This is a genomic window from Candidatus Cloacimonadota bacterium, assembly GCA_034661015.1.
Lineage (GTDB): Bacteria > Cloacimonadota > Cloacimonadia > JGIOTU-2 > JGIOTU-2 > JAYEKN01.
Genome location: JAYEKN010000078.1, coordinates 1 through 3,913, shown reverse-complemented (window position 1 = coordinate 3,913; position 3,913 = coordinate 1). Strand labels below are relative to the sequence as shown.

The 3,913-nt window shown below is 36.5% G+C and carries 3 protein-coding genes; all 3 read left to right on the top strand.

Annotated elements, in window-relative coordinates; all coding sequences use genetic code 11:
* The coding region (locus U9P79_02705; protein ID MEA2103540.1) for a carbamoyltransferase HypF at positions 1-1,065 on the top strand (1,065 nt) is incomplete at its 5' end.
* 476 nt (positions 1,066-1,541) lie between these two features.
* Positions 1,542-2,354, top strand: a complete 813-nt coding sequence (locus U9P79_02700; protein ID MEA2103539.1) for a PTS sugar transporter subunit IIA — start codon at positions 1,542-1,544, stop codon at positions 2,352-2,354.
* Positions 2,355-2,366: 12 nt separating this feature from the next.
* A complete protein-coding gene (locus U9P79_02695) occupies positions 2,367-3,644 on the top strand; it encodes a cation:proton antiporter (GenBank protein MEA2103538.1) in 1,278 nt (425 codons plus the stop codon).
* Positions 3,645-3,913 lie beyond the last annotated feature (269 nt).

The window sequence follows — 3,913 nt, the reverse complement described above, 5'->3', positions numbered from 1 at the left end:
GGTGCGGACATGAAAGGAAGTTTCGGTTTGCTGAAAAATTCTATATTTTTGGGAAGCCAATTTTTAGGGGATTTGCAGTATGCGAGCAATCTAAAATTTTATAAGGAAACTCTTGCTTATTTCAAAAAAATGTTTGAGATAAATCCCAAAATCGTAATCGCGGATAAGCATCGAAATTATTTTTCTACCCAATTTGCCGAAAAATATGCGGAAGAAAACAAAATTCCCATAAAATTTATCCAGCATCATAAAGCTCATATTTATTCCGTAATGGCAGAGCATGGTTTGGAAAAAACTATTGGAGTTTCTTTTGACGGAACCGGACTCGGTGATGACGGACAGATTTGGGGTGGAGAATTTTTTGTAATAAATGGGAAAAAAGCAAAACGAGTCGCTCATCTGAAATATCAGCCGATGGTTTCCGCTGATATGGCTGCAAAAGAGCCGTGGCGAATGGCTCTTATTTATCTGTATGATGCCTGCCCGAAAATGATTGATAAATTTATTCCGGACGAAAAATATCCGCAAAAAAAATTCCTGCTGCACATTTTACGAAACCGGTCGGCAAAAATTATGAATTCCAGTATGGGCAGACTCTTTGACGCAATTGCCTCTTTGATCGGCGTTTGCAATTACAACACTTATCAGGGGGAAGCACCTATGAAGCTTGAATCAATTGCCGAGAGAAAAATTGATCAGCCGTATTCGTGGGAAATTAGCGGAAATCACGGACTTATTCAATTTGACATTTCTTCCATGATTTGCGAAATTGTTCAAGATGTGAAAAACAAAGTTGAAAAAGGCGAAATTTCATCCCGATTTCATTTTACTATTGCAGAAATTGTGTTTGAGTTATGCAAAAAAATTCAAGCGGAATACGGCTGTAGAAATATTTCTTTTTCCGGAGGTGTGTTCCAAAATGCCGTTCTTGTTGACATGATTTTGCAAAAATTTAAAAGCAGTAAATTCAATTTATATTTCAATCAGCAGGTTCCACCCAATGACGCTGGTATTGCTCTCGGGCAGGTTTATGGGTATTTGCTGGAACTAAATTCAAATTATTAATAGCGCAGCAGTTAGGGACTATTCCCTTTTCAAGTTTCAACTGTTGCTAAACGCCATAATGACGTAGAATAATCTATTTCATTCTATACCTATCCGTGAACGGATAGGCTATTTTTTTCAATTCTCGTTCCCCAATGCTCTCCTGTCGAGAAGAGAGAGACAAGAGTTCCCCTTCTTTTTGAAGAGAAGGGGTTAGGGGATGAGTTGTAAAAATGAATGAAGGATTATATTCTAGCTGATATGTGAGTTTATGTATAGGCACAAATTAATTTAGGCGTTGTTTGCGAGGGGGTAAACCCCCACGCTAAATCGAAAAAAGAATGCTGAAGCATTCTTTAATCCGGATAGCACCGGAGGATTAACTCAAGATTTCCCTTTATGGACAGATACTACTTATTTGTTTTTTCTCTGTGTTCTCGGTGCTCTCTGTGGTAAATCTGTTTAACTTTAAAATAAAATCACTGAAAGGAAGAATTATGAGCCTTTTCAAAAATTTGTCGAAAGATAACATTATCGTAGATTGTGATGCGATAGATAAAAATTCACTTTTGAAAATTATTGCAGAAAATGCAATTAAAAATCCGGATTTAAAGAATATCTCGCAAAAAAAATTACTTGCTGCTTTAAGAAAACGAGAAGAGCTAGTTTCTACCGGTATTGGAAAAGGAATAGCGGTTCCTCATTGTAGTTTTGATAATATTTCCGAATTCGTGATTGGAATCATCACAATCCCGCACGGAATTGATTTTGATTCTTTGGATGGAAAGAAGGCAAAATTATTTATTTACATTATTTCACCCGAATCGAAAAGAAATGAACATATCAGATTATTATCGCATATTTCAAAAATACTAAGTAAAAAATCGGCTGTGGACGAACTACTACTCCTGAAGGACCAAGAAAAAGTACACGCGAAATTCCTTGAAATAACTGATTTTGAAAACAGATTGAGTCCAAAAGAAGATTGTTTTCTTTTCCATATTAATGTGCAACTTGAGGACAAATTTGAAGATCTTTTGCAAATGTTCGCTGAGATGGAAGACTGTTTTGAGTATGTGGTAGATGTTAATGATGCTACCTATTATTTACATAGATTGCCTTTATTCGCAAACTTTTGGAGCGAACACCGGGAAGGATTCAACAAGTTGATCATCGCAACCGTAAACAAATCATTTGCCAATGAAACCATACGAAGAATAAACACGATGATTGACGAACTTGATGATAAATCCGGAATTATGATGACCGTCCAGAAACTTTTTTACTTTAACGGATCGTTGAATATCTAAAGGATTATAATAATGGAAAATATTCTTCACTTGCAATCAAACCCGCTCGCAACAATCTTGCTGGTCGGATTAATCACAATAATATCCTTTTATTTTGGTAAGTTGATGAAATATGTACATTTGCCTTTAATCATCGGTTATATGCTGATTGGCGTAATTCTTGGACCCTCTATTTTTAATTTTATAAATAGCGGTATCCAAAATAATTTGGCTTTTATCACGGATATTGCACTCGGGTTTGTAGCACTTAGCATCGGATTGGAATTGCGTATTTCTTCCTTAAAGAAATTAGGAATCGGGATATTATACATCATTTTATTGGAATCCTTTGGAGCGTTTATACTTGTTTTCGGAGGTATTTTTTTGCTAACCGGCAATTTGCCAATGGCTCTCATTTTCGCTGCAGTTGCACCTGCTAGCGCTCCTGCCGGTACCGTAGCGGTTATTCAGGAATTCAAAGCAAAAGGAAATCTGACCCGAGCATTATATGCTGTTGTGGGTTTTGATGACGGTTTGGGAATAATCATTTTTGGGTTCGCAGCTGCTTTTGCCCGAAGTATATTGGCGCATCAAAGCGGGACAGCTTCCGAGAATTTTCTACTCCTTATTTTCAATCCTCTAAAGGAAATATTTTTCAGCGTCGCTTTTGGAATTATGGTGGGAATGCTGCTTTCGATTTTGGCAAGAAGATTAAAAAATGCTACGGATATTTTTATTATTATATTCGGTTTTGTGCTTATTTCCGTGGGATTTTGCGAAGTTGCACGTCTCTCCCCGATTCTCACGAATATGGTGGTTGGTGCTATTGTCGTAAATACTCAATCTCGCAATTTGGTCAGAAAGATGTCTGAACGCCTTCCACATATAATGCCTTTGATTTTTATCTTATTTTTCACTCTTGCTGGCTCGAGTCTTCATATTTCCGCACTTCCTTCGTTGGGTTTATTGGGTTTGATTTACGTTTTCACCCGTTCTGCGGGATTGATTGGCGGCTCTCGGCTTGGAGGTATTATTGGAAAAGTTGAGAATAAAATCAAAAAATATCTTGGTTTGGGAATCCTTTCTCAAGCAGGAGTGGCTATCGGTCTCGCTCTGATAGTTAAACATGAATTCCGAGGTCTCGGGAAAGTTGTTGATATTGTAAATGGGATCGAAATAACTTCCGGTGATCAGTTGGGTACTATTGTCATCACAACTGTAACTGCAACCTGTATATTTTTCGAATTGATCGGTCCGATTTTGACAAAATACGGTTTGAAAAAAGCCGGAGAAATTCGCGAAGAGGATTGATCATTTCCTGTGTATAAAAATTTTTTATGCAAAGGAATATGGATGAGTATATTCTATATTTACTAAATTTATTAACACAATTTACCTTTTTTTGATTGAGTGTTGAAAATGATAGTGTAAAATCGTTTTATGAAAACGAATGAAAGGGCAAGCAATGGAACATGATCATATTTTTTGGATAGCAGTTGAAGAAGGAAAAAATATTTCGATTATTTGACAAGATTATGAGAGGATGTAAATAAATGTGAATAAATGTGAATGAGAAGAAA